Genomic DNA, 26032 nt, shown 5'->3' with positions numbered 1-26032 from the left:
CATTTCGCTGCCGCGAGAAGCGGGCGGATGACGATAGGTCGCGATTCTCATGTCAACATCCGAACGGATCGTAGAGATTGCCTGAAATACGTGCATTAATTCACAATCCTGTTCTTGTTATGTTCTGTTCGTCGCAATAGCGTGCCGACGGTCCGAGGAAGGAGCCGACCATGCGTGAGGATGGTAAGATCGACTACATCGAGTTTCCTGCCCCAGCCCTCGCTTCGGTGAAGAGCTTCTATGCCGACGCGTTCGGCTGGCGCTTCGTCGATTACGGGCCTGGCTATGCCGCCTTTGAGGAAGGACTGGATGGCGGCCTCGACGGCCATCCCCACGAGGATGCGAGAGCGCCGCTACCGGTGATCTATGCCGTCGATCTCGAAGCGATGCTGGCGAAGGTGGAGGGTGCCGGCGCGGCCATCGTGAGAGCGATCTATGCTTTTCCGGGCGGTCGGCGATTCCATTTCCGGGACCCGTCTGGAAACGAGCTCGCAGTCTGGTCGCCGGATTGAAGGAAGGCGGGATGTCGGCGCGATCGACGCTTCTCGCCGGCTCTACGCGGCCGGCTTCCGATCGGAAGGGCCGCGGCGCCACGGCTAATCCCGATGGGCGCTACGAAGCTGCTCGCTACGAAATCGTCGACGATGGCTGGCACTTGGATGAAGGACCGAGACCAATCCGGACCGAAGTAAGGGCGGAGCGGGCAAAATCGATCATCTCGCGCAACAGCTCTCCCGATATTTCCTTCGACCGTTCGATCAATCCCTATCGCGGCTGCGAGCATGGCTGCGTCTACTGCTTCGCGAGGCCAAACCACGCCTATGTCGGCCTGTCGCCGGGCCTCGATTTCGAAACCAAGCTCTTCACCAAACCGGACGCCGCGCGACTTCTCGAACAGGAACTGTCCGCACCCGGCTACTCACCTGCGACGATCGCCCTCGGGACGGCCACTGACCCCTATCAGCCGATCGAGCGGACGCATCGGCTGACGCGAGCAGTTCTCGAGATCCTCGCCAAGTTCCGGCATCCGGTCGGGATCGTGACGAAATCCAACCTCGTCACGCGGGACATCGACATCCTGGCCGGCATGGCTGCGGACCGGATCGTCAAGGTCGCGATGTCGGTGGCGACACTCGATCCCGCCCTCGCTCGAAAGATGGATCCGAGGGCGCCTCACCCCGAGCGTAGGCTCGATGCGATCGCGAAGCTCAGCGCTGCCGGCATCCCCGTCATGGTCATCGTGGCACCCATCATCCCGTCCCTGAACGATCACGAGATCGAAGAGATCCTGGGACGGGCGAGACAGGCCGGGGCAAGCGAGGCGAACACGGTCTTGCTGCGCCTGCCGCACGAACTCGACGATCTCGTCGGCGATTGGCTCGGCGAGCATTATCCCGGCCGACGGGAGCATGTGCTGTCGCTTGTCAGACAGGCCCGTGGCGGCAAGCTCTACGATGCCGCCTATGGACAGAGGATGACCGGTGCCGGCCATTACGCAGAGCTGCTCCGCCACCGCGTCCGCCTCGCCAAGCAGCGCCTCGGCTACGTGCGCGAACGCATCATCCTGGAGACCGGATCCTTTGCCGTGCCACCGAGGCCCGGCGATCAGCTTTCGCTGTTTGGAGAGGCGCCATAACGGTTTGTGAAGCTGACGCGATGATGCGGCGAACGCCCATGGGCCGCGAGGCCGGCGAGATGAACTCGCGTGCCATAACCCACGTTGCTGTCCCAACCGAAAGCCGGATGGCGCACGGCGAGGATGCGCATGATTCGGTCGCGAACCGTCTTCGCCACGATCGAGGCTGCCGCGATCTGCGGCACCAGCCGGTCTCCTCCGACCACAGCCCTGCAAGACGAGCCAAGTCCCGGAATGGCGTCGCGGCCATCGACCAGTACTGGGGCGTCTGGGAGGTTCGCGTCGAGGCGGAGTTTAAGGACGGCCCGGCGCATGGCATCGAGGGTCGCCGCACGGACGTTGATCCGGTCGACGAGAGCGCGTGAGCCCGCTGCCAGGGCAACTTTGGACCCCTCTCGGATCAGGGGTGTCAGGGTCTCGCGCGTGTTCCGGTCGAGGCGCTTGCTGTCGTCGAGGCGCGCGAGCAGGGCTGGGGGAATTTGGCTCGGATCGAACCATACCGCGGCGACGATGACCGGGCCGCTCAAGGCCCCGCGCCCGACCTCGTCGCAACCGATGACGCTTGCATAGGCAGCCGCTGCGGCGGGATCGAAAGGGGGCATTGGAATCGCTGTATCGAGGCGGTGTCGGATCCTATCACGCGGCGCCCCACCTTACAGGTCAACCGCCTTCCACGGCCCCGGTCGCGACGGGAGCGCGCGATGCGGAGCGCCTCGGCGGCATCTCGTGCGCCCGCTCGATGTTGCCGAAGAACTGGCGCGCGCTCTCGGCCCAGGTGTAGCGCAGGGCCTCGGCCCGACAGGCTGCGCGGGGGATGGCCAGGGCCGCCAGGGCGGCTGCACGCAGGTCGCGATCGAGGATCCCGACGCCGGTCTGGCCGATCACGTCGAGGGGACCGGTGACAGGGTAGGCGGCCACCGGAACGCCCGACGCCAGGGCTTCGAGAAGGACGATGCCGAACGTGTCGGTCAGGCTTGGGAAGACGAAAACGTCCGCCGCCGCGTAGATGCTCGCGAGCGCCTCACCCGTTCTCGTGCCGAGGAACCTGGCTGCCGGATGGAGGGCGGCAAGCCGCTCGCGGTCGGGCCCGTCGCCGACGATGACCTTGGTGCCGGGTAGGTCGAGATCGAGGAACGCCGCGATGTTCTTCTCGATGGCGAGACGACCGACGAAGAGGAAGATCGGATCGGGGATGCCGGCGAGGGCATCGCTCCCATGAGGGCGAAACAAGTCGGTGTCGACGCCGCGGGTCCAACGCATGATCCGCGTGAAGCCGCGTCCCGTCAGTTCGCGCTCCAGCGAGGGCGTGCTCACCATGATGCCGTTCGAGGCGCCGTGGAAGCGCCTCAACCAGGCATAGCTCCAGGCCTCCGGCACCGGCAGCCGCGCAGCCAGATATTCCGGAAATCTGGTGTGATAGCTCGTGGTGAAGGGGCGGCCGTGGGCGAGGCACAGGCGCCGCGTGGCAAAGCCCACCGTCCCCTCGGTCGCGATGTGGACATGAGTCGGCGCAAGGCCCGCCCACCGCCGCTCGACCTTCGCCCTGGTGGCGTATGACAGCCGGATCTCCGGATAGCCCGGCAACGGCATCGACGCGAAATCCTGATGGGTCAGGAACATCGTCTCGATGCCGCCGGTCCGGCCTGCCTCTGCCATGTGTTCCAGCGAGCGGACGACGCCATTGACCTGTGGATGCCAGGCATCGGTGGCGATCAGGAGCCTCACGCGACAGCCCTGGCTCCGCCCCGCTCGATCGGCATCGGCGCTGCCTCGGCGGCCTCGCGGGCGCGCAGCAGGCTCGGGTAGTGAAGGACTTCCATCCGGCCGTCGTAATGCTCGACGATCGCAGTGCAGGACTCTACCCAATCGCCGGTGTTGAGATAGGTCAGCCCGTCGATCTGGCGGTTCGCGGCATGGTGAATGTGTCCGCATATGACGCCGTCCGCGCCGACGCGCTTGGCTTCAGCGGTGAGCAGTTCCTCGAACTTACCGATGAAGTTGACGGCATTCTTGACCTTCAGCTTAGCCCAGGCCGAGAGCGACCAGTAGGCGAGGCCGAGCCGGCGGCGCAATGTGTTCAGGTGCGTGTTGATGAACAGCGCGAAAGTGTAGGCCCAATCGCCAAGGAACGCGATCCACTTGGCGTGGCGCACCACCATGTCGAACTGGTCGCCGTGAATGACGAGATAGCGCTTGCCGTCGGCGGCGACGTGGACGTGCTGGTCGTGGATCTCGATGCCGCCGAAATTCGCGCCGAGATAATCGCGCAGGAATTCGTCGTGGTTGCCTGGCACGTAGACGAGCTTCGTGCCCTTGCGGACCTTGCGCAGCAGCTTCTGAACCACGTCGTTATGGCTCTGGGGCCAGTACCAGCCTGATTTCAGCTGCCAGCCGTCGACGACGTCGCCCACGAGGTAGATCTCGTCGGCGTCGTAATCCCGCAGAAAGTTCAAGAGCAGTCCGGCCTGACAGCCCTTCGTGCCGAGATGCATGTCGGAGAGAAAGAGCGTCCTGACGCGGATCGTCTTCTCGTTGTCTTCGCTCACGGGGCTCTCCGGGCGGCGTCCATCTCTCCGGAGCCAAACCGGATTCCCGTATCAGTTTGATGACGCGGTCCTGTCGTCCTGGCCACTGATGCTTCCAGGGCCCTGTTGCAGCGCAATTTTTTGAGTCGGGAGGAAAAGTTTTTTCCGTTTTCCTTGCGCGCCGAAGGTCGCCATATTGCCGCCGCGGTGAAGGCGGCGCGAGCCGGGTCTTTGCGCGTGCATCGTCGCTCGATGACGCGCGTGACGGCCGACCCAGCGATCGCGGCCAATACCGGCCGTATTCACCCCGAGATCGACCGAGTGGCGCCGCCGGAACGCGGTCGCGCTGCAGAGCTTTAGGAAACCGGAGACATCATCATGGCGGCAACGAGACGGCCTGGTCGCAATCACCTGTTCGTGCCGGGCCCGACGAACATCCCGGATCGTGTGATGCGCGCGATGCTCGTGCAATCCGAGGACCATCGCTCGGTCGACTTCCCGTCCCTGACGAAGCCGCTCTTCCAGGACACCAAGGCGGTGTTCGGCTCCACCGACGGCACGATCATCCTGTTCCCGGCTTCGGGCACCGGCATCTGGGAATCGGCGCTGACCAATACGCTTGCCCGCGGCGACAAGGTGCTCACCGCCCGTTACGGCCAGTTCAGTCATCTCTGGATCGACATGGCCCAGCGCCTCGGCCTCGACGTCATCGTCCAGGACGAGGAGTGGGGCACCGGCGCTCACCCCGAGAAGATCGAGGAGGCCCTTCGGGCCGACAAGAACCACGAGATCAAGGCCGTCATGGTGGTCCATAACGAGACCGCCACCGGCGTCACCAGCGACATCGGCGCGGTCCGCAAGGCCATCGACGCGGCCGGTCACCCGGCGCTCCTCTTCGTCGACGGCGTGTCCTCGATCGGCTCGCTGCCCTTCAAGATGGACGAGTGGCGGGTCGATTGCGGCATCGCCGGCTCGCAAAAGGGCCTGATGCTGCCCGCTGGTCTCGGCGTGATCTGCGTCAGCCCCAAGGCTCTCAAGGTCGCCGAGGGCTCTTCCGGCCGCAACGACCGCCTCGGCAACGTCTACTTCGCCTGGGCCGACCATCTGAAGCAGAACCCTGGCGGCTACTTCCCCTACACCCCGTCGCTGCCGCTGCTCTACGGCCTGCGCGAGGCCCTTGCCTGCCTCAACGAGGAAGGCCTCGAGAACGTCTATCACCGGCACCACGTCCTCGCTGAGGCGACCCGCCAGGCGGTCTCGGCTTGGGGTCTGAAGACCTGTGCCAAGGATCCGAAGTGGAACTCCGATACGGTGACGGCGATCCTTGCGCCTGAAGGCGTCGATGCCGCCGCGATCATCAAGCACGCCTATGTCCGCTACAATCTCGCCCTCGGCGCAGGTTTGAGCCAGGTCGCCGGTAAGGTGTTCCGCATCGGTCACGTCGGTGACCTGAACGAACTCTCGCTACTCGGCGCCATCGCGGGCGCCGAGATGTCGATGCTCGACAACGGCGTGAAGGTGCAGCCCGGCTCCGGCGTCGCCGCCGCGTCGAGCTACCTGCGCGAGAACCCGCTCTCGAAGTCCTGAAGCCGTCGATCCGGGGCCGGCATCGCGCCGGCCCCGCCTCTTCTTGAATCCACGTGTCTGCGTTACGCCGCGCCCGGCGCGGGACGTCACCCGAGAGACCCCATGACGCATAAGATCGTCTTCCTCGACCGTGAATCCCTCGATGCCCAAGTGCGCGAATTCAACTTTCCGCACGACTACACCGAGTACGAGTCGACCTGGACGCCGGAAGAGATCGTCGAGCGTCTGCAGGGTGCCTCGATCGCCCTGATCAACAAGGTCCCGATGCGCGCCGACACTCTGGCGAAGCTTCCCGACCTCAAGCTGATCGCGGTCGCCGCCACCGGCACGGACGTCGTCGACAAGGCCGCCGCCAAGGAGCGCGGCATCACTGTCGTGAACATTCGCAACTACGCCTTCAACACCGTGCCCGAGCACGTGATCGGGCTGATGTTCGCCCTGCGCCGCGCGATCGTTCCGTATGCGAATTCGGTCCGCCGCGGCGATTGGGCGAAGTCGACCCAGTTCTGCTACTTCGACTACCCGATCCATGACATCGCCGGCTCGACGCTGGGCATCGTCGGCTACGGCGCGCTCGGCAAGTCGATCGCCAAGCGGGCCGAGGCACTCGGCATGAAGGTCATCGCCTACGACGTGTTCCCGCAGCCGGACCTCGTCGATTTCGAGACCATCCTGACCGAGTCGGACGTCATCACGCTCCACGCGCCGCTGACGCCCGAGACCCGCAACATGATCGGGCGCGAACAGCTCGCGAAGATGAAGAAGAACGCCCTTCTCATCAACACGGCCCGGGGCGGGCTCGTCGACGAGGAAGCTCTCGCCGAGGCTCTGAAGGCTGGCACCATCGGCGGCGCCGGCTTCGACGTGGTGATGACCGAGCCTCCGAAGAACGGCAATATCCTGTGCGAGCTCGACCTGCCGAACCTCATCGTGACGCCGCACGTGGCGTGGGCCAGCAAGCAGGCGATGCAGATCCTCGCCGACCAGCTCGTCGACAATGTCGAGGCCTTCGTGGCGGGCAAGCCGCAGAACGTGGTTGAAGGCTGAGTTTACGAGGGGTTCGGGTAAGACTCTCCCGGTGACCTCTTTAATTGCGTCATTCCGGGGCGCCGAAGGCGAACCCGGAATTCATAGCCGCTACAGCGATCCAGTCGGCAAGGTCGGCGGCTATGGATTCCGGGTTCCGCTGCGCGGCCCCGGAATGACGGAGAGTTCGCGGGAAACGACGTAGAAGCTTGAACGAAACGCCGCCTGCAACCTGACGCGGGCACGAGGAAGCGCGAAATGACGAAGAAACTGCTGTTCCAGTTCGACACTGATACCATGCCGAGCGTGTTCGACACGGTCGTCGGCTACGACGGCGGTGCCGACCACATCACCGGCTACGCCAATGTCACCCCGGAGAATGTCGGCGCTCTGGTCGACGGCACGATCTATACCCGCGGCGGCTCGGAGAAGAAGGGAACCGCGATCTTCGTCGGCGGCGGCAACATGGCGGCGGGCGAGGCCGTGTTCGAGGCGGTGAAGAAGCGTTTCTTCGGTCCCTTCCGCGTCTCGGCCATGCTCGATTCCAACGGCTCCAACACCACCGCCGCGGCTGGCGTCGCACTGGTGCACAAGGCGGCCGGATCGCTCCAGGGCAAGAAGGCCGTGGTTCTGGCCGGCACCGGCCCGGTCGGCATGCGCTCGGCCGCGCTCCTCGCCAAGGAGGGCGCGGAGGTGATCCTGACCGCCCGCCAGGAGGCACGCGCCAAGGAGGCGGCCGATGCCGTCAACAAGCGCTTCGGCGTCAACGTCACCTATGCGGCGACCCCCGATGCGGCTTCCCGCGCCGCCATCGTCAAGGGCCAGAACGTGATCTTCGCCGCAGGCGCGATCGGCATCGAGCTCCTTCCCGAATCCGACTGGAAGGACGAAGCCAGCATCGAGTTCATCGCCGATTACAACGCCCAGCCGCCCCTCGGCTTCGGCGGCATCGAGGCCATGGACAAGGCCAAGGAGCGCCACGGCAAGAAGGTGTTCGGTGCACTCGGCATCGGCGGCCTGAAGCTCAAGCTCCACCGCGCCTGCGTCGGCCAGCTCTTCGAGAACACCGAGACGGTGTTCGACGCCGAGGAGATCTACGCCCTCGCCAAGAAGATGGCCTGAGCCATGGCTTCCAACGAGACGATCCAGGGCTTCCTCGACGGGCTGGCGAGCTCGGCCCCGACACCCGGCGGCGGCGGCGCTGCCGCCATCTCCGGCGCCATGGGCGCCGCGCTCCTCAGCATGGTCTGCAACCTGACCATCGGGAAGAAGAAGTATGTCGAGGTCGAGGAGGAGCTGAAGGGCATCCTCGTCCAGTCCGAGGCGCTGCGGGCCAAGCTCACCGGCATGATCGCCGACGATGTCGAGGCCTTCGACGCCGTGATGGCCGCCTACGGGCTTCCGAAGGAGACGGACGAGCAGAAGACAGCGCGTGCGGCGCAGATCCAAGAAGCCCTAAAGGTCGCCACCGACGTCCCGCTGGCCTGCTGCCGGGCCTGCCGCGAGGTGGTCGACTTGGCCCAGCCCGTGGCGGACAAGGGCAACCTCAACGTCATCTCCGATGCCGGCGTCGCGGTGCTATCGGCCTATGCCGGCCTGCGCAGCGCGGCCCTGAACGTCTATGTCAACGCCAAGGGCCTCGACGACCGGGACTTCGCCAAATCGCGCCTCGACGAGCTCGAAACGCTGCTCGGTGACGCCGGTGCTTTGAACGAGTCGATCTACGATGTCGTAAAGACCAAGGTTAACTGAGCTCGTTCTTTACGCGAGCTAAGCATTCCGGCCGCCTTCAAGGCGGACTCAAAGAGAATGTAAAAAAATATAATTGGCTGAGGCCTTTTCGCGAAGTCAAATTTACGAGAAGGTCCGCGCCAAGGGAAACGTCGAGGAGCGATCAGATGGATGTCCACGAGTACCAGGCCAAGGAGCTGCTCGCCGGGTTCGGCGTGGCTGTTCCGAAGGGCGCGGTGGCGTTCAGCCCCGATCAGGCGGTTTACGCGGCGACCGAGCTCGGCGGCTCTTTCTGGGCGGTGAAGGCACAGATCCATGCCGGCGCCCGCGGGAAGGCCGGCGGGATCAAGCTGTGCCGGACCTATAACGAGGTTCGCGACGCGGCCAAGGATCTGCTCGGCAAGCGCCTCGTCACCCTCCAGACCGGCCCCGAGGGCAAGCCGGTCCAGCGCGTCTATATCGAGACCGCCGATCCGTTCGAGCGCGAACTTTATCTCGGCTATGTTCTCGACCGGAAGGCCGAGCGCGTCCGCGTCATCGCCTCCCAGCGCGGCGGCATGGACATCGAGGAAATCGCGGCCAACGAGCCCGAGGCGCTCATCCAGGTGGTGGTCGAGCCCGCTGTCGGCCTGCAGCAGTTCCAGGCTCGCGAGATCGCGTTCCAGCTCGGGCTCAACATCAAGCAGGTCTCTGCGGCGGTGAAGACGATCATGAACGCCTACCGGGCGTTCCGCGATTGCGACGGCACCATGCTGGAGATCAACCCGCTCGTCGTGACGAAGGACGACCGCGTCCTGGCGCTCGATGCCAAGATGTCGTTCGACGACAACGCCATGTTCCGGCGCAGCAACATCGCCGACATGCACGACCCTTCGCAGGGTGACCCGCGCGAGGCGCAGGCCGCCGAGCACAACCTCAGCTATATCGGCCTCGACGGCGAGATCGGCTGCATCGTCAACGGCGCCGGCCTCGCCATGGCGACCATGGACATGATCAAGCATGCCGGCGGCGAGCCGGCGAACTTCCTCGATGTCGGCGGCGGCGCCTCGCCGGACCGTGTCGCCACGGCGTTCCGGCTGGTCCTGTCGGATCGCAACGTGAAGGCGATTCTCGTCAACATCTTCGCCGGCATCAATCGCTGCGACTGGGTTGCGCAGGGCGTGATCCAGGCGGCTCGCGAGGTGAAGATCGACGTTCCGCTGATCGTTCGCCTCGCCGGCACCAATGTCGAAGAGGGTCAGAAAATCCTCGCCGAGAGTGGCCTTGATCTCATCACCGCCGACAGCCTGTCCGACGCCGCCGCCAAGGCCGTGGCGGCCTGCGACGCCGCCAAGCGCAAGCATTAAGGTCGGGGAGACCGCATCATGAGCATTCTGATCGACGAGAAGACCCCGATCATCGTCCAGGGCATCACCGGCGACAAGGGCACGTTCCACGCCAAGGAGATGCTGGAATACGGCTCCAACGTCGTCGGCGGCGTCACGCCCGGCAAGGGCGGCAAGACCCATCTCGGACTTCCGGTGTTCAACACCGTGAAGGAGGCCGTCGCCGCCACCGGCGCCACCACCTCGATCACCTTCGTGGCGCCGCCCTTCGCGGCCGACGCGATCATGGAGGCGGCCGATGCCGGTCTCGCGCTGATCTGCTCGATCACCGACGGCATTCCGGCCCAGGACATGATGCGGGTGAAGCGCTACCTGCGGCGCTATCCCAAGGAGAAGCGCTCGATGGTGGTCGGGCCGAACTGCGCCGGCATCATCTCGCCCGGCAAGTCGATGCTCGGCATCATGCCCGGCCACATCTACCTCAAGGGCAATGTCGGCGTGATCTCGCGCTCGGGCACGCTCGGCTATGAGGCTGCCGCGCAGATGAAGGCGGTCGGCATCGGTATCTCGACCTCCGTCGGCATCGGCGGCGACCCGATCAACGGGTCGTCCTTCCTCGACCACCTCGCCCTGTTCGAACAGGATCCGGAGACCCAGGCGGTTCTGATGATCGGCGAGATCGGCGGTCCGCAGGAGGCCGAGGCCTCCGCCTGGATCAAGGAGAACATGTCGAAGCCCGTCATCGGCTTCGTCGCCGGCCTCACGGCGCCCAAGGGCCGTCGCATGGGTCATGCCGGTGCGATCATCTCGGCTACCGGCGACAGCGCGGCCGAGAAGGCCGAAATCATGCGCAGCTACGGCCTCACCGTCGCCCCCAGCCCCGGTGAGTTCGGCACGACGGTCGCAAAGGTGATGGGCACGCTGGCGGCGTGAGGCCCATTAAACCTTCCCCTCTGCGGGGGAGGGAGCCTCGCGGATGCGAGGCGGGAGAGGGGGCCGCGGCCTTTCAGGTAAGGGCGGTTCTCCCCTTTCCCGACCTGTTTGGCGGGCCACCCTCTCCCGCAGAGGAGGGAGGGACGCTGCCCGCCTCCATTCCGGCCACCCGTTCACCGCTCAACCGAGAGGAGGCCATCCGATGACCGACACCCTCCACGCCCCCCTCGGCGCCGTCGATCAGACATTCGCGCCGCCGGTGATCACCGGCACCTCGTCGAAGGAGGCGCTCGACATCCTGTTCCATGCGCTCCTCGAGGTCGCCCGCCGGCACGAGCCCGAATTGGAGGACGTTCTACACGGGCGCGCCGACATCTCGGCCTTCACGCCCGAGATGCTGGCCCGCGCGCTCCAAGTTCAGGGCATCTGGTTCCAACTCCTGTCCATCGCCGAGCAGAACGCGGCCATGCGCCGCCGCCGGCAGGTGGAGCGGACCAAGGGGCGCGCGGAGCTCTCCGGCAGCTTCAGCGCCGTGCTGGCCGACGCGGTGAAGGACGGTGTCGCTGCGCCCCAGATCCACGCTCTGCTGAAGGATCTGCGCATTCGCCCGACGATCACGGCGCACCCCACCGAGGGCAAGCGCGTGACGGTGCTGGAGAAATTCCGGCGCATCTATCTCGTGCTACGCGAGCTCGAACTGCCGCGCTGGACCGAGCGCGAGCGCAACGGACTGATGAGCGAGCTGCGCGATCAGATCGAGCTCGTCTGGATGACCGGCGAGCTGCACCTGGAGAAGGCCACCGTCGAGCGCGAGGTCGCCTGGGGGCTGCACTTCTTCGACGAAACCTTGTTCGAGATGCTCCCCGAGGTGCTGTACTCGCTCGAGGAGTCGCTCGCCGAGTATTATCCCGACGAGAAGTTCGAGGTGCCGGCCTTCTTCCAGTTCGGGTCCTGGATCGGAGGCGACCGCGACGGCAATCCCTACGTCACCGCCTCCGTCACCCGCACGACCCTTCAGCGCAATGCGCTCGCCTCGCTGCGGCGCTACCGCGACGGCGTCACCGCCCTCGGCCGGACCCTGTCGCTCACGGAGCGTTCGCTGCCGGTGCCGGCCACGTTCAAGAGCGAGCTGGCGCATATGCTGGCGGAGAGCGGCGACGGCAAGGCCATCGCCAACCGCAATCCGGGCGAAGCCTATCGCCAGTACCTCACCTGCATCCTGCGCAAGCTCGAAGCGACGATCGCGCGCAACAAGGGCCTGCGCTCGACGGGTCCCGACTACCCGAGCGCCGACGGCCTGATCAACGATCTGCGCGTTCTCGAACAGGGGCTCATCGACGCGAAATGCCCCTCGCTCGCCCGCGACTTGGTAAGGCCGGTGCGGCGGATGGTGGAGATCTTCCGATTCTCGACCGTGCGACTGGATCTGCGCGAGAACACCACCCGCACGACGAAGACGCTCCACGCCCTCTGGCACCAGGCGCACGGCCAGAACCGGACGCCGCCTGAACTCGACTCGCCCGAGTGGAAAAAGTGGCTGCTCGCCGAGCTCGCCAAGCCGAGGACGGGCGAGCGCTCCTTCGAGGACCTGCCCGACGACGCCCGCGAGACGCTGGAGACCTTCGCGCTGGTGGGCGAGATGCGCGAGCAGCTCGACCGCGAGGCCTTCGGCTCGTTCATCCTGTCGATGACGCGCTCGGTTCCCGATATCCTCGGCGCGTACCTGCTCGCCAAGGAGGCCGGCAACTTCCTCGACGCCGCCGGCACCGAGATCTGCTGCCTGCCGATCGTGCCGCTCTTCGAGACCATTGACGACCTGCGCGCCGCACCGACGATCATGAAGGAGCTGTTCTCGATCCCGGTCGTGCGCCGTTCCACCCGCTGGCAGGGCGGCGTGCAGGAAGTGATGATCGGCTACTCGGATTCGAACAAGGATGGCGGCTTCGTCGCCTCCAACTGGGAGCTGTACAAGGCGCAGGACAAGCTGACCCAGCTCGGCAAGGCTTCGGGCGTGCCGATCGCGTTCTTTCACGGCCGCGGCGGCTCGGTGAGCCGGGGCGGGGCGCCGACCGCGAGGGCCATCGCAGCGCAGCCGCCGGGCTCGATCAACGGGCGCTTCCGCACCACCGAGCAGGGTGAGGTGGTCTCGTTCAAATACGCGAACCGGGGCACGGCCGCCTACCAGATGGAGCTTCTGGCCTCCAGCGTCTTCGCCCATGCCCTGAAGTCGGAGCGCGAGGCGGCCAAGCTCCCGCGCAACGAGTTCGACGACGCACTGGAGGCGCTCTCGGGCGCCTCGCGAGCGGCCTATGTCAACTTGATCCAGCACCCCGATCTCGTGACCTATTTCCAGGCGGCGAGCCCCCTTGACGAGATCGCGCTCCTCAATATCGGCTCGCGCCCGGCCCGGCGCTTCGGTGCGCGTTCCTTGAGCGATCTGCGCGCGATTCCGTGGGTCTTCGCCTGGTCGCAGAACCGCCACGTGATCACCGGCTGGTACGGCGTCGGCTCGGGCCTCAAGAGCTTCATCGACGTGCGCGGCGAGCAGGGCGAGGCGCTGCTGAAGCGGCTTTTTGCAGAGTCCCGCCTGTTCCGCCTCGTCCTCGACGAGGTCGAGAAGACCCTGCTCATGGTCGACCTCGATATCGCACGGGACTACGCGAGCCTCGTTTCCGACGAGAATGCGCGGAACACGATCTTCCCGCTCATCGAAGCGGAATACGCCCTGACCCGTGAGATGGCCCTTCGCGTGAGTGGCGGTACCGAGCTTGCCGAGCGTTTCCCGCTCTTCCGCGATCGCCTCAACGGGCGCCTGCCGACGATCAATCAGGTCAGCCGCGAGCAGGTCGAGTTGCTTCGCCGCTTCCGCAGCGAGGAGGACGAGGACAAGCGCGAGGCCGTCAAATCCGCTTTGCTCCTGTCGATCAATTGCATCGCCGTCGGCTTCGGTGCGACGGGCTGAACCCAGATTCCGGGGGCGGACAGCTCCCGGCCGAGTGCGGCGGGTGATGCGGCCAGTGTCGCGAACGCCCTCCGCGCGCTACACGATCGAGCACGGTCGAACTTTGAGAAGGACATTGCCATGAGCTTCACCCTGATCCAGCAGGCGACGCCCCGCCTTCACCGCTCGGAACTCGCCGTTCCCGGCTCGAACCCGACCTTCATGGAGAAGTCGGCGGCATCGAAGGCGGATGTCATCTTCCTAGACCTCGAGGACGCCGTCGCTCCCGACGACAAGGAGCAGGCCCGCAAGAACATCATCCAGGCGCTCAACGAGATCGACTGGGGCAACAAGACCATGATGATCCGCATCAACGGTCTCGACACCCACTACATGTACCGCGACGTCGTCGACATCGTCGAGGCCTGTCCGCGCCTCGACATGATCCTGATCCCGAAGGTCGGCGTGCCGGCCGACGTCTACGCCATCGACGTGATGGTCACGCAGATCGAGCAGGCCAAGAAGCGCGAGAAGAAGATCGGCTTCGAGGTGCTGATCGAGACCGCGCTCGGCATGGCCAATGTCGAGGCGATCGCGACCTCCTCGAAGCGTCTCGAAGCCATGTCCTTCGGCGTCGCCGACTACGCTGCCTCGACACGCGCACGCTCCACCGTCATCGGCGGCGTCAACCAGGATTACAGCGTCCTCACCGACAAGGACGAGGCCGGCAACCGGCAAACCCATTGGCAGGACCCGTGGCTGTTCGCCCAGGCCCGTATGATGGTCGCCTGCCGCGCCTACGGCCTGCGCCCCATCGACGGCCCCTTCGGCGACTTCTCCGATCCGGACGGCTACACCTCCGCCGCCCGCCGCTGCGCCGCCCTCGGCTTCGAGGGCAAGTGGGCGATTCATCCGAGCCAGATCGAGCTTGCCAACGAGGTGTTCACACCTTCGGAGGCCGAAGTCGGCAAGGCCCGCCGCATCCTGGCGGCGATGGAAGACGCCGCCAAGGCCGGAAAGGGCGCCGTATCGCTCGACGGCCGCCTCATCGACATCGCCTCGATCCGGATGGCAGAGGCGCTCATCGAGAAGGCCAACGCGATGGCGGCAAGCTGAGCCCATTCCGGCTCTTTGATAGTTGAGAACAGGGTGGCCGCTCCGGGAACGGGGCGGCTGCTTTCCTGCCGAAGGGACTGCCAGGTGCCGTGAGGCACCTGGTTCGGTATCCTGCAATCAACAGCTGAGCGCAAGCACCGAGGGCGCTTCGCCGGAGAGGAAAACACGACCATGCACGTCACCATCGAAGACGCTCACAAGGCCATCGAAGCCGCCCGCGCCAAGTCCGTGGAACTCGGCACGCAGATGTGCATCGCGGTCGTCGATTCCGGCGGCAACCTGAAGGCGTTCTACCGGATGGACGACGCCTGGGTCGGCTCCATCGACATCTCGCAGAAGAAGGCGAAGACGGCGGTGTTCTTCGGCATGATGACCGGACAGATCGGCCAGCTCTCGCAACCGGGCGGCCCGCTCTACGGCATCGAGCATTCGAATGACGGGCTCATCACCTTCCCGGGCGGCATTCCGATCGTCGACAAGGACGGCGTGATGTCGGGCGCCATCGGCGTCAGCGGGTCGACGGTGGAGAACGATCACGCGGTGGCGCTCGCCGGCGCGAGCGTGATCGGCGCGACGGAGCTTCCGGCCCATCCCTGGCGCACCTGAGCTTTCCATCGCGACCGACGACAATAAGAAGGCCCTGCTCCGTGAGGAGCAGGGCCTTTCTCGTGACGCCACGGGGTCGATTTAAGGATCAAAGGCCGCCGAATTTATAGTTGAAGCCGGCTCGGATGATGCTGCCCTCGGTGCTGAAGCGCGAGGTGTAGGAACCGGTCGCGGCGGTGAGGCCGGTCGCAGCGACCACGACGTTGCGGCTTCCGAGGTCATAGCGGAGATACTCGGCCTTCAGGGTGATGGCGCTGGCGCCGAGGAAGCTGCCGATGAAGTTGAAGCGGTTCAGGAAGCTGTCCGTCGGGATCGCGTACTCGATGCCGCCGCCATAGACGTAGCCGGTTTCGATGCCGTTGTAGCGGCCCGTATAGGCCGGAACGTTGGTGCCGCTGGCGAAAAAGGCGCCGTAGTCGACGTTGCCATAGGCGAAGCCGCCGGTGCCGTAGACCAAGAACCGATCGAACGCGTAGCCGAGGCGGCCCTGTACGGTCCCGAGGTAATCGAGGCGCTGGCGGAAAATGCTGGGATCGGGGACGAGGTTCACACCTGGGATCACCGGACCGAAATAGGCATATCTCTTATGGATGTCGGTCCACGTGACGTCGGTCTCGACGCCGACGACGAAGCCCGAGCCCGGCGTGAACTGGTAATTGTAGCCGATGCCGCCACCGATATTGCCGAATCCGTCCTGCTCCGAGCGCAGAGTCGGGGGACGCCGCAACTGCTGAACGTTCAAAACGGTATTGGTGATGCCGCCGGCGCCGTTATTGTTGCCGACCGTGCGGATCGTCTGGTTGTCGCTGAAGGCATAGGAGCTGTGGGTACCGAGATAGAAGCCGGTCCAGGTGAAGACCGGGACGGGCACAAATACCGGCGGCGGGGCCTCGCGACGCGGCAGATCCGCAGCAGAGGCCGCACCGGCCATGAGAATCGCCGTTCCGGCTAAGTAAATGTTTTTTAACATGCGCTTACATCCTCGAAAACGATGCCGCCTTGAGCGAACATTATTCTCTACTTCGCCACTACCCTATGCCTGATTAGCAACACTCCTCGCTCTACGTGCGAACGTCCGCGGGAGATGACCTGCGATAAGAGACCATTTCGCCCTAACCCCGGCGGCGGGTGGCGACGCGACAACACCCGGTTAAGCCTGTTGCCCTATCGAGATGAGCATTCCCCGCCATCCCGACAGGAGCGCCGATGACCCGTGATCAACTCGCCGCCGAGCTGAAGCGCATGGCCAGCGTCCATGTCAGCGACATCGAACGCGCCGTGAAAGACGGTCATAAAACGATTGCTCTCAACGAGCTGGCGGACCTGAACCGCCAGCTCAAGGCCCTCGCTGCGGCGGTGAGGGCAAAGCCCGTGGCGAAGGTTTAGCGGCGGCAAGCCGGACGGTCTTTCCCTCGTCGTTTGGAGGCGGATCGATCGAACATGCCCCGCCTCGCGGGTAGAGCCCTCATGAGCTCCGCAGAGCAGCCGGACTTCGCCGCGGACATTGTTCGAATCCAGAGACAATTCTTTCGGTCGATAGGACACGAACAAGCTGGTCCACACCGACGGCAAAGCAGCAAATGTTAACGGCAAAAGGAGACAGTCGCGACCTGCCCGTCGGAATAGACCATGCGACGGGTTTCATCGCCCTGGCGTTCCCTCGTCCCAAGAGTCGTCATGCTGTTCCTGACTCGCATCGTCGCGCTTCTCGTCGCGGTTACGGCATTTTTCGGATGCCGAGCCACGCACGCTCAGAATGGACCGGTGCGTGTCGCCTCGGGCGTGCAGTACGAGTCGATGGGGCGCTGGGACGTCGACAAGCTGAACCAAATCCTGTCCGTCGACACCCCTGCATTCGCGGGAATCGCGGTCGCCTACACGCCGGCCAGAAATGCCGTGCGGCTCTACAGGGTGACGTATCCTTCGGTGATCCCGGAGCAGGGCAATAGACCGACCGTCGCGAGCGGGCTGTTGGCGGTACCCGACACGACGGGGACCGCCTTTCCGATGGTCTCCTATCAGCACGGCACCGTCTACGGGAAACAGGAGGTGCCTTCCTTCCCGGATCAGTCGCCCGAAACGCAGCTCATGATCGCCCAATTCGCCGGACAGGGCTACCTAGTGATCGGCGCAGACTATTTCGGCCTCGGCTCGTCGCCGGAATCGGAAGGCTACATGGTCAAAGGCAGCCACCAGCAGGCGACCTACGACATGGTGCTCGCCAGCCGAGCCGTGCTCGACGACCTGAAGCTCTCGGCGAGCAAGCTCTTTTTGTCCGGTTGGTCGCAAGGCGGTTTCGTCACCCTCGCCATGCTCGAAAAACTGGAAGGCATCGGCATGCCCGTGACGGCGGCTGCTACCGCGAGCGCGCCGGCCGACGTCTTCGTCGCGCTTAACGGGTTCCTCAACTTCCCGCGCAAGATCGATGCGTCCTGGGTCGGGACGCTCTTCATCCTGTCGGCATTCTCGTTCGAGACGTATTATGGCATCCCGGGTTTGGCGCGATCGGTGCTGAACGACGCCTACTGCGAGACATCGCGAAAGGCCTATGCACGCGAGCCGATCGACCCGGCCAGTATCCCGACCGATCTGCGCAGATTGGTTCGCGCGAATTATTTCGACCCGCACTACTTTGCGAATTCGGCTTATGGCCGGCTGGTCGCAGAGACGCAGGCCTACCGGTGGGTTCTTCGGACGCCCGTGCGCACCTTCTACGGCGAGACCGACGAAGCGATCCGGACCGAACTGGGGCAACTTCCGATGACCTATCAGCTCGCGCTCGGCAACGATCGGGTCAAGGCGGTCTCGACGGGGCCGACCACGCATCGCGGGACGTTCGCGAAGGCCGTGCCGCAGTGGAAGGACTGGTTCGACACCGAGTGAGCGGATGACCTCGGGCTGAAGCGTCGCAACTGCTGTGTCCTCGGTTCAGGCCGATGGACAACCTCGCGACGGCTCATGTCGAGCGGCCTTTCACCGCCTTCTTCTCCTCCACCTGCGGTGCCACCTGACCGAAATTGAGCACCGCCACCAGGGCGGTTCCGCCGAAGACGTTGCCGACGAGCGTCGGGATGAAGAAGCGCCAGACATAATCGCTCATCGACGCTTCGCCGGTGAAGACGAGGTAGAAAGTATCGACCGACCCGGCGACGATGTGGGCAAGACCGCAGATCGAGACGAGGCCGGTCATTAGGATGACGATGAAGGGAGCCGCCGACCCGGTGGCGGGGAGCATCCAGACCATCAGGGCGATGAGCCAGCCCGCGAAGACCGCCTTCACGACCGTCGTGCCGAAGGATGACGCCACGGCGTGGCGGCTGATCTCGGCGAAGGCGCGGTGCACCTCCGGCTCGAAGGCGTCCGAATAGGCCAGAACAGCGGCGATGAGCGCGGTCGCGACGATGTTCCCGACGAGCACGATCCCCCAGAGCCGGCCGACTCGGGCCAGGGTCTTGGCGGTTCGGTCGTGCAGGAGCGGCAGGATCGGCGTCAGCGTGTTCTCGGTGAAGAGCTGCTGGCGGCCGAGCACGACGATGAGGAACCCGGTGGCGTAGCCCATCCCGACGATGAGCTGGACCCATTTCGCTTCCGGCAGATGCGCCTTGAGGACCCCTGGAACGATCAGCGAAAAGCCCATCGTCAGCCCCGCCGCCAGGGCCGAAAGGAACAGGGCGCCGCCGTGGCGCCGCAACTCCTCGTCGCCTTCCTTGCGGATCACCTCGTGAAGAACGAAGGCGTCGGGGCGGACGACCTCGGCCACCGACTCGTCGTGTTCCTGCTTCTTCTCCGGAGTGGGCCCGTCCTCGCTCATCGGCGTTTCCTCACGCCGGATCTATCGAGGCGCCGGCGGTCCCCTTCGCGGTGCTAGGCCGCTTCGGAGAGCAAGCGCGTTACCCTGTCGCGGTTCCGTCCCGCAGCCGCGCCACGAGGGTTCCGATGGCTTCCCGGGCGCTGGCGACGGCTTCTGCGTCCCGTCCGCGCACGACGATGCGGTTGGCAAAGCCGTTCGGCGTCATCGACGGATAGGAGCCGATCGAGACGGCTTCGTGCGCCTTGGCGATGATGCCGAGATCGGAGGCGTAGGTTCCCTCCGGGAGGTTCCCGACCTCGATCGTATCGGAAATGACCTTGGTGCCTGTCTCGAGGGTCGGTCCGATCTCGTCGAGCATCGCCTGCATGATCGCCGGCACGCCGGCCATGACGAAGACGTTGCCGATGCGAAAACCCGGCGCCTTGGAGATCGGGTTGCGCACGAGGTCGGCGCCCTGCGGGATGCGCGCCATGCGCAGGCGCGCCTCGTTGAGATCCTCCGGCTTGTGCCGTTCGAGCAGCATCGCCTTGGCGCGCGGATCGACGTCGATGGGCACGCCGAAGGCGGCGGCGACGCAGTCGGCGGTGATGTCGTCGTGGGTCGGGCCGATGCCGCCGGTGGTGAAGAGGTAGGTGTATCGGGCGCGCAGCGCATTCACCGCCTCGACGATCGCCTCCGCCTCGTCCGGCACGACGCGAACCTCGCGCAGGTCGACCCCGATCGCACCGAGATAGTCGGCGACCGTGCCGATGTTCTTGTCCTTGGTGCGCCCCGACAGGATCTCGTCGCCGATGACGAGGAGGGCGGCGGTGACGATGGGAGCGGTCTGATTGGTCATCGGTAGCCTTGCATTCACAATGATCGACCTAGCGCGCAGGGTGGACGCTGGCTATGGCCTCGCTCATCCCCGATCCTTTGCGGCCCGTTCCCGATGCGCCTGCCTGACACGATGATCGAAGGGCGGCTCGTGCGCCGCTACAAGCGCTTCCTCGTCGACATCATCCTCACGGACGGAAGCGAGGTAACCGCCCATTGCGCCAATCCCGGCGCGATGCTCGGGCTCGTCGCCCCGGGCAGCCGGGTGCTGCTGTCGGCCTCCACCAACCCCGCGCGCAAGCTCGGCTTCTCGTGGGAACTCGTCGAGGCGGATCTGCCGGGCGGGCCGCAATGGGTCGGCATCAACACGATGCGGCCGAACGCCCTGGTGGCGGAAGCGTTTCAGGCCGGGCTCCTCGCGCCTCTCTCGGGCTACGAGCGCTTGAGGCCGGAAGTCCGCTATGCAGCGGCGAGCCGGGTCGACTTCCTGGCGGAAGGCAACGGGCTCGGGCCCTGCCATGTCGAGGTCAAGAACTGTCACCTCATGCGGCGGCCAGGCCTCGCCGAGTTCCCGGATTGCGTCGCCGCCCGCAGTGCCCGCCATATGGACGACCTGGCGCAGGTGGTCGTCGAGGGAGGCCAGGCGGTGGTGATCATCGTCGTGCAGATGCAGGCCGATCGCTTCGACGTGGCCCGCGACCTCGACCCGGCCTTCGATCGGGCGTTCCAACGGGCGCGCGAGGCGGGCGTGGAGGTCCACGCCTATCGCTGCGATGTCTCGCCCGAGTCCATCGTCGTTGCGGAGGAGATCCCGGTCGAGGGATGATGTCCGCTTGTATGGGAACGCGATGGAGCCGATCTTTTCCTGAAACAGGAGGAGAGCGATGAGCGATTCCCGTCCCACCTGCCGCCTCGTGCGGCCTGGCGTTTCCTTCACCGGCAAGCAGGGCCTCGACTACGCCGTGGCGATCTCGGCCGAGACCGTCGGCGCCACGGGACTGCACATGCAACTCGTCACCCTTCCGCCGGGCGTGAAGGCGAAGGCGCACAAGCACGAGGCGCATGAGAGCGCGATCCACGTGCTCAGCGGCGAATCCGGATGCTGGTACGGGACACGTCTCGAACACCACGCGATGGTGAGGGCAGGGGACTTCTTCTACATCCCTGCCGGCGTGCCGCACCTGCCCTACAATCCGAGCGACAGCGTACCCTGCATCGCCGTCATCGCCCGCACCGATCCGAACGAGCAGGAGAGCGTCGTGCTGCTGCCCGAACTCGACGAGGCGATGGAGCGAAAGGCTTGAGCCTGTCGTGGCGACAGGAGCCGGCCGTCACTCGCCACGTTCGAAGATCAGGTTGAGGCGGGTCGTGGCGATACGGCGATAGCCGTGTCCTTCGAGCAGCGCGCTGAGATCGATCTGCCACTGGTCGGTCCCGTTCTCGACCAGGATCAGGACCGGATGGAGGCTCTTGGGCGCCTCGCGCAGGAAGGGTTCGAGGATCAGGTCTTCGGCGCCCTCGACGTCGAGCTTGATCGCATCGATGCGGGTGATGCCTTCGCTCTCCGCCAGGCCGAGCAGCGTCACCGCCGGCACACGGATCTGCGCGCTCTCGTTGGTCCCCACGATCTTGAGGCTCGATTCGCCGCGGTTGCGCGGATCGACGAACAGGGTGAGTTCGCCGGCCTTGTCGGCGATGGCGCAGGCGACCGCCTTGATCGTGCCGAACGGGTTCTGGGCGATGTTGTAGGTGAGGCGGTCGAAGACGTCCGGCTGCGGTTCGACGGCGAGAATGCGGGCCTTCGGCCCGGCGAGCGCGGCGACGAACAGAGCGTAGGCGCCGATATTCGCCCCGACATCGAGGAAGGTGCAGCCCTGGGGCAGCCGCTCCTTGAGCAACTCGCGCTCCTCGGGGTCGAAGAATTGCGGCGTGAACAGCACCTTCTTCTCGCAGTTGTTGTTGTAGGGGTGCAGCCGCATCCTGGCGCCGTAGCGCTCGACATCGGCGGGACGTCCGCGCAGCAGCGTGATGCCGATCCGGCGCAGGAAGAGGGCGAGGCGCCGGCCGCTCCAGCTCTCGCCGGAGATCCTGGCGGTTCTCGCCATCAGGCTGGCGACGAGGCCGGCGGGAGCGTAAGTCCCGAAGGGAGTGTCGTTCTTCATCGCGCCGGGTGATGCCAGCCGCGAAGGCCGCGGGCAAGCGCGGTGACCGGGACGATCTCGCAGGATGAACGCCTAGCCCGAGACGGGGATTGATCCGGACCATGCAGAGTTTCGATTCCGACGGCGTATCCATCGCCTTCGTCGACGTGCCGGCCACGGGCGGAAGCGGCGACCCGATCCTCCTCATCCACGGCTTCGCCTCGAACCACGCGGTCAACTGGGTCAACACGCTCTGGGTGAAGACCCTCACCCAAGCCGGTCATCGGGTCGTCGCCCTCGACAATCGCGGCCATGGCGAGAGCCAGAAGCTCTACGATCCGGATGCCTACGGCTCGGACATCATGGCCGGCGATGCCCGCCGGCTCCTCGACCATCTCAGCATCGAACGGGCCGACGTGATGGGCTACTCGATGGGCGCGCGTATCGCTGCCTATCTTGCCCTCGACGAGTCCAGCCGAGTCCGATCCCTGCTTCTCGGCGGCCTCGGTTTGCACTTGGTCGAGGGCAAGGGGTTGCCGAGCGGCATCTCGGAGGCGCTCGAGGCACCGCCCGGCACGCCGGCTCCCAACCCGACGGCGGCGGCCTTCCGCACCTTCGCCGAGCAGACGCGGAGCGATCTCAGGGCGCTCGCCGCCTGCATGCGCGGCTCGCGCCAGACCCTGTCGCGGGCGGAGGTCTCGCAGATCGAGGTGCCGACCCTGGTGACGGTCGGCAGCCTCGACACCGTCGCCGGCTCGGGCCTGGCCCTCGCCGCGCTGATGCCGAACGCGAAGACGCTCGATCTGCCCAATCGCGACCACAGCACGGCGGTCGGCGACAAGGGCCACCGCCAGGGCGTGCTGGCGTTCCTGGCGGAACGGCCGTGATGGAGCCGATCAGCTCTTCAGCCGATAGCCCGTCTTGAAGATCCAGGTCACAGCGGCGAGGCAGACCACCAGAAACAGGAGCGTCATGCCGAGGCTGACCGCGAGGCTGACGTCGCCCTTGCCGAAGAAGCTCCAGCGGAAGCCGCTGATCAGGTAGACGACCGGGTTGAACAGGCTCACCGTCCGCCAGAACGGCGGCAGCATGTCGATGGCGTAGAAGCTGCCCCCCAGAAAGGTCAGCGGCGTCACCACTAGGAGCGGAATGAGCTGCAGCCGCTCGAATCCGTCGGCCCAGAGGCCGATGACGAAGCCGAATAGGCTGAACGTGACGGCGGTGAGGAGCAGGAACACCACCATCATCACCGGGTGCTCGATATGCAGCGGCACGAACAGAGCGGCGGTGGCCAGGATGATGAGCCCGATCAGGATCGACTTCGAGGCGGCCGCGCCGACATAGCCGAACACGATCTCGACGGGCGAGACCGGCGCCGACAGGATCTCGTAGATCGTACCGGCAAAGCGCGGGAAGTAGATGCCGAAGGAGGCGTTGGCGATGCTCTGGGTCAGGAGCGAGAGCATCATCAGGCCCGGCACGATGAAGGCGCCGTAGGCGACGCCATCGACGGCCGTGACACGGGAGCCGATCGCCGCACCGAAGACGACGAAATAGAGCGAGGTCGCGACCACGGGGGCGACGATGCTCTGGAGAGCGGTGCGCCAGAAGCGCGCCATCTCGAACAGGTAGATCGCCCGGACCGCCGGCCAGTTCATTCCCGCCATCATGCGCTGGTCCTGACGAGGTCGACGAAAATGTCCTCGAGCGAGCTCTGCCGTGTCGAGAGGTCGCCGACCTCGATATCCGCAGCCGCGAAGTCGGCGAGCAGGTTCGCGATGCCCGTTCCTTCGGCCTGTGTATCGTAGGTGTAGGTGAGCTCCCGGCCGGAGGCGGCGAGTTCGAGGTGATGATGGGTGAGCGCCTCGGGCACGGCGGAGAGCGGCGCTTGGAGCTGGAGGATGAGCTGCTTCTTGCCGAGCTTGCGCATCAGCTCGACCTTCTCCTCGACGAGGATGATCCGGCCCTTGGCGATGACGCCGACGCGGTCGGCCATCTCCTCGGCCTCCTCGATGTAGTGGGTCGTGAGAATGACGGTCACGCCCTGGTCCCTGAGGCCGCGCACGAGGCGCCACATGTCCTGGCGCAGCTCGACATCGACGCCAGCGGTGGGCTCGTCGAGGAAGAGGATGCGCGGCTCGTGGCTGAGGGCCTTGGCGATGAGCACCCTGCGCTTCATGCCGCCCGAGAGCGTCATGATCCGGCTGTCCCGCTTGTCCCAGAGGGAGAGGTCGCGGAGCACGCGCTCGATATGGGCGGGGTTCGGTTTGAGCCCGAACAGGCCGCGGGTGAAGCTCGTCGTCGCCCAGACCGTCTCGAAGGCGTCGGTGGTCAGTTCCTGCGGTACGAGGCCGATCGCCTTGCGTGCCGCCCTGTAATCCGTCGCGATGTCGTGGCCGTCCACGAGGATGCGGCCCGAACTCGCCGTCACGATCCCGCAGACGATGTTGATCAGCGTCGTCTTGCCGGCGCCGTTGGGGCCGAGCAGCGCGAAGATCTCGCCGCGGCGGATCTCCAGGTCGACCTCGCTCAAGGCCTGGTGGCCGGTGCCGTAGACTTTGGAAAGTTTGGCGATCGAGATGACCGGCGGCATCGATTCTCCGGGGCGACGTGGCGCGGATCGATCTAGGCGCGTCCCGAGAGCGAGCAACAAAAAAGCCGCCCGAAGGCGGCTTTCACGTGCGCCCGGACACCTCAGGCGCGCAGCTGGTTCCTGACCTCGCCGAGGCTCAGGCGCACGAGATCCTGCGCGGCATCACCCTGCATGCGCTCCTTCAGGATCACCTCGGAGACCTTGACGGCGGTGTCGGCCGCAGCAGCGCGAACCTGCGCCGTGGCCTGGGCCTCTGCCTGGGCGATCTTGGCTTCCGCCGACTTCGTCCGGCGGGCGATGAAGTCGTTCAGGCGCTCATGGCTCTCGGCGGCGATGCGCTCGGCTTCCGCCCGCGCAGTCGCGATGATCGCCTCGGCCTCACGCTCGGCGTCCGAGCTGCGGCGCTTGTAGTCCGCGAGCACGCTGGCCGCTTCCTCGCGAAGACGCCGGGCCTCGTCGAGTTCGGCGCGGACGCGCTTGGCGCGGCTGTCGAGGGCTCCGGTCAGCTGCTTGAAGCCGCCGACCTTCCAGACCACGACCATGAACAGCACGAACGCGGCCGCGACCCAGAATTCCGCTTCCAACAGCATGTTCGTCGTCCCAGTTTACTCGGCATCCACTGACTCGAAGCAGATGCGGCGTGAAGCGATTTTAGTTCGGTCAGTGCGCCGTCGCGGCTTTGTCGAGGGCGCGGTCGAGGGACGCCTGGTCGGGCGTCTGGCCGGTCAGGCGCTCGACGATCGCAGCGGCAGTCTCGCTGGCGATGCCGCGGACGTTCCCCATGGCCTCGGCACTGCGGGAGCGAATGGTCGCCTCGGAATCCGCGATGCGGGCGTTGAGTTCGCCCTCCAGCGCCTTGCGCTTGGCATCCGTCTCCTGGGAGAGGGAATTGCGCGTCTCCTGAGCGATGGCGCGCGCCTTACCCTGCGCGTCGTTCAGGGACTTCTCATAGGCGGCACCCGCGGCCTCGGCCTCGGCCTTCATGCGGTGGGCCTCATCGAGGTCCTTGGAAAGGCGGTTGGCGCGGTCGTTCAGGATGCCCTGGATGCGGGGCAGAGCGACCTTGTCCATGAGGTAGTAGAGCAGCCCGAAGGCCAGGGCCAGCCAGATCAACTGAGCCAGGAACGTGTGGCTCTCGAAGGGCGGAAAGCCACCGCCGTGCTCGGACGGAGGAACCTGGACGATAGCATCGTTGGGGGCGGTATTCTGGGCCGGCTGAGCCATGTCGTCCTTCTCTCACGTCTT

Annotated in this window: 28 protein-coding genes; 17 read left to right on the top strand and 11 right to left on the bottom strand. The window is 65.6% G+C overall.

Translation table 11 applies throughout. From position 1 onward, the window contains the following. Nucleotides 1–170: 170 nt before the first annotated feature. Nucleotides 171–512 carry a VOC family protein gene (locus K2Y56_RS04320; protein ID WP_292505495.1) on the top strand — a complete coding sequence of 114 codons (342 nt, stop codon included), beginning with the start codon at nt 171–173 and terminating at the stop codon, nt 510–512. 11 nt (nt 513–523) lie between these two features. After that, nucleotides 524–1636: a PA0069 family radical SAM protein gene (locus K2Y56_RS04315; RefSeq protein WP_292505494.1), complete on the top strand. Its 1113-nt coding sequence runs from the start codon at nt 524–526 to the stop codon at nt 1634–1636. On the opposite strand, the gene K2Y56_RS04310 is transcribed toward K2Y56_RS04315, so the two are convergent. The 3 genes from K2Y56_RS04310 to K2Y56_RS04300 are packed head-to-tail and all read right to left on the bottom strand — an operon-like array spanning nt 1606 to nt 4182. Continuing rightward, on the bottom strand, nt 1606–2238 hold the full coding sequence (locus K2Y56_RS04310) for a ribonuclease HII (RefSeq protein ID WP_292505492.1): 633 nt from the start codon (nt 2236–2238) through the stop codon (nt 1606–1608). The two genes, K2Y56_RS04315 and K2Y56_RS04310, sit on opposite strands and share 31 nt — an antisense overlap. Nucleotides 2239–2296: 58 nt before the next feature. After that, on the bottom strand, nt 2297–3361 hold the full coding sequence (locus K2Y56_RS04305) for a glycosyltransferase family 1 protein (RefSeq protein WP_292505490.1): 1065 nt from the start codon (nt 3359–3361) through the stop codon (nt 2297–2299). Next, nucleotides 3358–4182: a UDP-2,3-diacylglucosamine diphosphatase gene (locus K2Y56_RS04300; RefSeq protein ID WP_292505488.1), complete on the bottom strand. Its 825-nt coding sequence runs from the start codon at nt 4180–4182 to the stop codon at nt 3358–3360. The genes K2Y56_RS04305 and K2Y56_RS04300 overlap by 4 nt, the downstream gene beginning before the upstream one ends. Before the next feature lie 105 nt (nt 4183–4287). Here K2Y56_RS04300 and K2Y56_RS04295 point away from each other — a divergent pair, with 105 nt between their 5' ends. The 10 genes from K2Y56_RS04295 (at nt 4288) to K2Y56_RS04250 (ending at nt 15426) form a co-directional block, all read left to right on the top strand. Further along, nucleotides 4288–4521: a hypothetical protein gene (locus tag K2Y56_RS04295; RefSeq protein WP_292505486.1), complete on the top strand. Its 234-nt coding sequence runs from the start codon at nt 4288–4290 to the stop codon at nt 4519–4521. Between the two features lie 18 nt (nt 4522–4539). Beyond that, the gene (locus tag K2Y56_RS04290) at nt 4540–5748 is read left to right on the top strand and encodes an aminotransferase class V-fold PLP-dependent enzyme (protein ID WP_292505484.1); all 1209 of its coding nucleotides are present in this window, start codon (nt 4540–4542) and stop codon (nt 5746–5748) included. Nucleotides 5749–5850: 102 nt separating this feature from the next. Beyond that, complete coding sequence (locus K2Y56_RS04285) at nt 5851–6795, top strand: D-2-hydroxyacid dehydrogenase (protein ID WP_292505482.1); 945 nt, start codon at nt 5851–5853, stop codon at nt 6793–6795. Nucleotides 6796–7032: 237 nt separating this feature from the next. Beyond that, a complete protein-coding gene (locus K2Y56_RS04280; RefSeq protein WP_292505480.1) occupies nt 7033–7896 on the top strand; it encodes an NADP-dependent methylenetetrahydromethanopterin/methylenetetrahydrofolate dehydrogenase in 864 nt (287 codons plus the stop codon). Between the two features lie 3 nt (nt 7897–7899). Then, nucleotides 7900–8526 (top strand): methenyltetrahydrofolate cyclohydrolase, encoded by a 627-nt coding sequence (gene fchA, locus K2Y56_RS04275; RefSeq protein ID WP_292505478.1) that lies wholly within the window; start codon nt 7900–7902, stop codon nt 8524–8526. Nucleotides 8527–8672: 146 nt separating this feature from the next. Beyond that, nucleotides 8673–9851: a malate--CoA ligase subunit beta gene (locus K2Y56_RS04270; protein WP_292505476.1), complete on the top strand. Its 1179-nt coding sequence runs from the start codon at nt 8673–8675 to the stop codon at nt 9849–9851. 18 nt (nt 9852–9869) lie between these two features. Further along, nucleotides 9870–10763 (top strand): succinate--CoA ligase subunit alpha, encoded by an 894-nt coding sequence (gene sucD / locus K2Y56_RS04265; protein WP_292505474.1) that lies wholly within the window; start codon nt 9870–9872, stop codon nt 10761–10763. A gap of 202 nt (nt 10764–10965) precedes the next feature. Then, nucleotides 10966–13725 (top strand): phosphoenolpyruvate carboxylase, encoded by a 2760-nt coding sequence (locus K2Y56_RS04260; RefSeq protein ID WP_292505472.1) that lies wholly within the window; start codon nt 10966–10968, stop codon nt 13723–13725. 120 nt (nt 13726–13845) lie between these two features. Continuing rightward, nucleotides 13846–14820, top strand: a complete 975-nt coding sequence (locus tag K2Y56_RS04255; RefSeq protein WP_292505470.1) for a CoA ester lyase — start codon at nt 13846–13848, stop codon at nt 14818–14820. 171 nt (nt 14821–14991) lie between these two features. Continuing rightward, nucleotides 14992–15426 carry a heme-binding protein gene (locus K2Y56_RS04250; RefSeq protein WP_292505468.1) on the top strand — a complete coding sequence of 145 codons (435 nt, stop codon included), beginning with the start codon at nt 14992–14994 and terminating at the stop codon, nt 15424–15426. 88 nt (nt 15427–15514) lie between these two features. Here K2Y56_RS04250 and K2Y56_RS04245 read toward each other — a convergent pair whose 3' ends face one another. Further along, on the bottom strand, nt 15515–16396 hold the full coding sequence (locus tag K2Y56_RS04245) for a porin family protein (RefSeq protein ID WP_292505466.1): 882 nt from the start codon (nt 16394–16396) through the stop codon (nt 15515–15517). 236 nt (nt 16397–16632) lie between these two features. On the opposite strand from K2Y56_RS04245, the gene K2Y56_RS04240 reads away from it, so the two are divergent. Next, nucleotides 16633–16812 (top strand): hypothetical protein, encoded by a 180-nt coding sequence (locus K2Y56_RS04240; RefSeq protein WP_292505464.1) that lies wholly within the window; start codon nt 16633–16635, stop codon nt 16810–16812. A gap of 291 nt (nt 16813–17103) precedes the next feature. Beyond that, nucleotides 17104–18309, top strand: a complete 1206-nt coding sequence (locus tag K2Y56_RS04235; RefSeq protein ID WP_292505462.1) for a prolyl oligopeptidase family serine peptidase — start codon at nt 17104–17106, stop codon at nt 18307–18309. 73 nt (nt 18310–18382) lie between these two features. On the opposite strand, the gene K2Y56_RS04230 is transcribed toward K2Y56_RS04235, so the two are convergent. After that, nucleotides 18383–19237, bottom strand: coding sequence for a formate/nitrite transporter family protein (locus K2Y56_RS04230; RefSeq protein WP_292505460.1), 855 nt, complete (start codon nt 19235–19237; stop codon nt 18383–18385). Between the two features lie 79 nt (nt 19238–19316). Then, a complete protein-coding gene (locus tag K2Y56_RS04225; RefSeq protein WP_292505457.1) occupies nt 19317–20075 on the bottom strand; it encodes a molybdopterin-binding protein in 759 nt (252 codons plus the stop codon). A 93-nt stretch (nt 20076–20168) separates the two neighbouring features. Between K2Y56_RS04225 and sfsA the strand changes: the two genes are divergently transcribed. Together sfsA and K2Y56_RS04215 are read left to right on the top strand one after the other, a co-directional pair. Further along, complete coding sequence (sfsA, locus tag K2Y56_RS04220; protein WP_292505455.1) at nt 20169–20879, top strand: DNA/RNA nuclease SfsA; 711 nt, start codon at nt 20169–20171, stop codon at nt 20877–20879. Nucleotides 20880–20937: 58 nt separating this feature from the next. Beyond that, nucleotides 20938–21357: a cupin domain-containing protein gene (locus tag K2Y56_RS04215; RefSeq protein ID WP_292505452.1), complete on the top strand. Its 420-nt coding sequence runs from the start codon at nt 20938–20940 to the stop codon at nt 21355–21357. A gap of 27 nt (nt 21358–21384) precedes the next feature. Here the strand turns inward: K2Y56_RS04215 and K2Y56_RS04210 are convergent, their stop codons facing one another. Further along, nucleotides 21385–22215: an FkbM family methyltransferase gene (locus tag K2Y56_RS04210; RefSeq protein WP_292505449.1), complete on the bottom strand. Its 831-nt coding sequence runs from the start codon at nt 22213–22215 to the stop codon at nt 21385–21387. 101 nt (nt 22216–22316) lie between these two features. Between K2Y56_RS04210 and K2Y56_RS04205 the strand changes: the two genes are divergently transcribed. Next, nucleotides 22317–23081: an alpha/beta fold hydrolase gene (locus K2Y56_RS04205; RefSeq protein WP_292505447.1), complete on the top strand. Its 765-nt coding sequence runs from the start codon at nt 22317–22319 to the stop codon at nt 23079–23081. A gap of 9 nt (nt 23082–23090) precedes the next feature. On the opposite strand, the gene K2Y56_RS04200 is transcribed toward K2Y56_RS04205, so the two are convergent. From K2Y56_RS04200 to K2Y56_RS04185, 4 genes are all read right to left on the bottom strand, one after another. Further along, nucleotides 23091–23852, bottom strand: coding sequence for an ABC transporter permease (locus tag K2Y56_RS04200; protein WP_292505697.1), 762 nt, complete (start codon nt 23850–23852; stop codon nt 23091–23093). A gap of 8 nt (nt 23853–23860) precedes the next feature. Continuing rightward, on the bottom strand, nt 23861–24787 hold the full coding sequence (locus tag K2Y56_RS04195) for an ABC transporter ATP-binding protein (RefSeq protein WP_292505445.1): 927 nt from the start codon (nt 24785–24787) through the stop codon (nt 23861–23863). A 101-nt stretch (nt 24788–24888) separates the two neighbouring features. Further along, complete coding sequence (locus K2Y56_RS04190) at nt 24889–25374, bottom strand: ATP F0F1 synthase subunit B (RefSeq protein ID WP_292505695.1); 486 nt, start codon at nt 25372–25374, stop codon at nt 24889–24891. A gap of 73 nt (nt 25375–25447) precedes the next feature. After that, nucleotides 25448–26011 (bottom strand): F0F1 ATP synthase subunit B', encoded by a 564-nt coding sequence (locus K2Y56_RS04185; RefSeq protein WP_292505440.1) that lies wholly within the window; start codon nt 26009–26011, stop codon nt 25448–25450. Between the last annotated feature and the right edge of the window lie 21 nt (nt 26012–26032).

The sequence above is a fragment of the Methylobacterium sp. genome (assembly GCF_019745455.1).
In the GTDB taxonomy this organism is placed as follows: Bacteria; Pseudomonadota; Alphaproteobacteria; order Rhizobiales; family Beijerinckiaceae; genus Methylobacterium.
This window is presented reverse-complemented; position numbering and strand designations above follow the sequence as displayed.

Excerpts from the sequence above, each read along its gene's own strand:
- K2Y56_RS04320 (WP_292505495.1), top strand. The coding sequence starts at position 171 with ATGCGTGAGGATGGTAAGATCGACTACATCGAGTTTCCTGCCCCAGCC.
- K2Y56_RS04315 (WP_292505494.1), top strand. The coding sequence starts at position 524 with ATGTCGGCGCGATCGACGCTTCTCGCCGGCTCTACGCGGCCGGCTTCC.
- K2Y56_RS04310 (WP_292505492.1), bottom strand. The coding sequence starts at position 2,238 with ATGCCCCCTTTCGATCCCGCCGCAGCGGCTGCCTATGCAAGCGTCATC.
- K2Y56_RS04290 (WP_292505484.1), top strand. The coding sequence starts at position 4,540 with ATGGCGGCAACGAGACGGCCTGGTCGCAATCACCTGTTCGTGCCGGGC.
- K2Y56_RS04285 (WP_292505482.1), top strand. The coding sequence starts at position 5,851 with ATGACGCATAAGATCGTCTTCCTCGACCGTGAATCCCTCGATGCCCAA.
- K2Y56_RS04280 (WP_292505480.1), top strand. The coding sequence starts at position 7,033 with ATGACGAAGAAACTGCTGTTCCAGTTCGACACTGATACCATGCCGAGC.
- fchA (WP_292505478.1), top strand. The coding sequence starts at position 7,900 with ATGGCTTCCAACGAGACGATCCAGGGCTTCCTCGACGGGCTGGCGAGC.
- K2Y56_RS04270 (WP_292505476.1), top strand. The coding sequence starts at position 8,673 with ATGGATGTCCACGAGTACCAGGCCAAGGAGCTGCTCGCCGGGTTCGGC.
- sucD (WP_292505474.1), top strand. The coding sequence starts at position 9,870 with ATGAGCATTCTGATCGACGAGAAGACCCCGATCATCGTCCAGGGCATC.
- K2Y56_RS04260 (WP_292505472.1), top strand. The coding sequence starts at position 10,966 with ATGACCGACACCCTCCACGCCCCCCTCGGCGCCGTCGATCAGACATTC.
- K2Y56_RS04255 (WP_292505470.1), top strand. The coding sequence starts at position 13,846 with ATGAGCTTCACCCTGATCCAGCAGGCGACGCCCCGCCTTCACCGCTCG.
- K2Y56_RS04250 (WP_292505468.1), top strand. The coding sequence starts at position 14,992 with ATGCACGTCACCATCGAAGACGCTCACAAGGCCATCGAAGCCGCCCGC.
- K2Y56_RS04245 (WP_292505466.1), bottom strand. The coding sequence starts at position 16,396 with ATGTTAAAAAACATTTACTTAGCCGGAACGGCGATTCTCATGGCCGGT.
- K2Y56_RS04240 (WP_292505464.1), top strand. The coding sequence starts at position 16,633 with ATGACCCGTGATCAACTCGCCGCCGAGCTGAAGCGCATGGCCAGCGTC.
- K2Y56_RS04235 (WP_292505462.1), top strand. The coding sequence starts at position 17,104 with ATGCTGTTCCTGACTCGCATCGTCGCGCTTCTCGTCGCGGTTACGGCA.
- K2Y56_RS04230 (WP_292505460.1), bottom strand. The coding sequence starts at position 19,237 with ATGAGCGAGGACGGGCCCACTCCGGAGAAGAAGCAGGAACACGACGAG.
- K2Y56_RS04225 (WP_292505457.1), bottom strand. The coding sequence starts at position 20,075 with ATGACCAATCAGACCGCTCCCATCGTCACCGCCGCCCTCCTCGTCATC.
- sfsA (WP_292505455.1), top strand. The coding sequence starts at position 20,169 with ATGCGCCTGCCTGACACGATGATCGAAGGGCGGCTCGTGCGCCGCTAC.
- K2Y56_RS04215 (WP_292505452.1), top strand. The coding sequence starts at position 20,938 with ATGAGCGATTCCCGTCCCACCTGCCGCCTCGTGCGGCCTGGCGTTTCC.
- K2Y56_RS04210 (WP_292505449.1), bottom strand. The coding sequence starts at position 22,215 with ATGAAGAACGACACTCCCTTCGGGACTTACGCTCCCGCCGGCCTCGTC.
- K2Y56_RS04205 (WP_292505447.1), top strand. The coding sequence starts at position 22,317 with ATGCAGAGTTTCGATTCCGACGGCGTATCCATCGCCTTCGTCGACGTG.
- K2Y56_RS04200 (WP_292505697.1), bottom strand. The coding sequence starts at position 23,852 with ATGAACTGGCCGGCGGTCCGGGCGATCTACCTGTTCGAGATGGCGCGC.
- K2Y56_RS04195 (WP_292505445.1), bottom strand. The coding sequence starts at position 24,787 with ATGCCGCCGGTCATCTCGATCGCCAAACTTTCCAAAGTCTACGGCACC.
- K2Y56_RS04185 (WP_292505440.1), bottom strand. The coding sequence starts at position 26,011 with ATGGCTCAGCCGGCCCAGAATACCGCCCCCAACGATGCTATCGTCCAG.